At 32.1% G+C, this 1,694-nt stretch carries 2 protein-coding genes; both read left to right on the top strand.

The window, feature by feature from the left end:
• The first annotated feature begins 242 nt into the window (after positions 1 to 242).
• Positions 243 to 872, top strand: coding sequence for a hypothetical protein (locus AVL50_RS07185; protein ID WP_062615813.1), 630 nt, complete (start codon positions 243 to 245; stop codon positions 870 to 872).
• Positions 873 to 1,293: 421 nt separating this feature from the next.
• Positions 1,294 to 1,694, top strand: a 401-nt coding sequence (locus tag AVL50_RS07190) for an Rpn family recombination-promoting nuclease/putative transposase (RefSeq protein WP_157491187.1), incomplete at its 3' end; no start/stop codon positions are given.

The following is a 1,694-nucleotide window of genomic DNA, read 5'->3' on the forward strand; positions in this document are numbered from 1 at the left end:
CAAGGCAGATTTGCAGAGCATAGCCTTAGTTACGCGATAAAAATCTAACGAAGAGTAGGATAAAAAAGATAAAATAAAATGTCCGTTTACTTTTGTCCTAGTACTTATGTCCCTATTTAAGGTTGTGAAGTAGATTTGAAGTAGCAATATAATCTAAATGCAGTAGGAGTTCTTTTTTTGTTCTAATTGGGACAAAATATATTTGAGTTTTAATTTTTAAAGCAGACAATATATCAATTAGTATGAAGCGACTATTATTTATTATTACTTTATTCTTCATTAATAATTTTCTACAGGCTCAAGATAGCAAATTCACTTTTGGTGTTGGTACAGGAATAACTATCTATATAGGGGAAATTGATGATATAAATATTGGAGGGGTTGGGGGAAGTTTTAATGTCAATTTTTACTATAATCACACCTCACATTGGTCTTTCGGGTTTGAACGAAATGGAAATACAAGCATGCAAGTTTTATCCAGGGAACAGGAAGATGAATATCTTTCCATTTTACCTTTTAGTGTTCTCTTATTATCAAACGTAGTTGATTATACGCTTAAAGCAAAATATTATATTGGAAAGAGAAAAGTTCGAACTCATATAGCTTTAGGTTTGGGATATTATAGAACAAAAAGTGTTCATCGATCTGATGACGATAATTTAAATTATAAAGAGGTTCCTCTGAAAAGATATGAAGCCATAGGTTTGTCTCCTGAACTAGGAATAAATTTCGGTATCTTCCAACTCTCCTTTATTTCTGATATCATTCCTAGCACAGTGTTAGGTTATGAAGGCAATTCCTATTTTACCAATTTTATAGTAAGAGCAACTTTTAATATTAGTACTAATAGTAAGAAAAAGACCAAGGAATAGTTTTCAAGTTGGTGTAATTGATCTACCATTCAACTATCTCATTGTTTAACAGAAAAGTACCTTTTGGTACAAGTGTTAAGCGGATAGGAGTCAATTGTGTTGAACAACTGGGGAGTCTCCCGACTTCCGATTAGTGCTTGCCCCAATGGATTGATTTTATTACTTTCGATAACCTCTAGTGTGTCGTGAACCACAAGGCATTGTGGGTCTACAGAGTTGTACTATCCACTTGAATAAGTTCTCAACTCATAACAACAAATCAAGCCAAACTACCCTCACGTAGATTGGCTTGTTATATTAAAAATACTTCCTCTATTTTCCTTAAAATAATATTTTTTCAACAAGCATTAAAAATAATTTTCTTCTTAACTTTACCCATGAAAACACTATTATTTCCTTTACAAAAAAATAAGATACTATTATGAAAAATGATTTAATACGTTTTGATTGGGCGATAAAACGCCTCTTAAGAAATAAGGCGGATTATGTAATTTTAGAAGGGTTTCTTTCTGAATTGATGCAGGAGGACCTTACGATAGATAGTATTTTAGAAAGTGAAGGAAATCAAGAAACGGCTTCCGATAAATTCAATCGTGTTGATATTCTGGTGAAAAACCAAAAAGGAGAATACGTTATTATTGAAGTGCAGAATCAACTAGAATACAATTACTTTCAACGTATGCTTTACGGTACCTCAAAAGTACTAACGGAGTATATTTCATTAGGAGAATCTTACCAACATGTCAAGAAGGTTTATTCTGTGAATATTGTATATTTTGATTTGGGTCAAGGAGCCGATTATGTTTATCATGGTAAAACTAA

The sequence above is a fragment of the Flammeovirga sp. SJP92 genome, assembly GCF_001583495.1.
Classification (GTDB): Bacteria; Bacteroidota; Bacteroidia; order Cytophagales; family Flammeovirgaceae; genus Flammeovirga.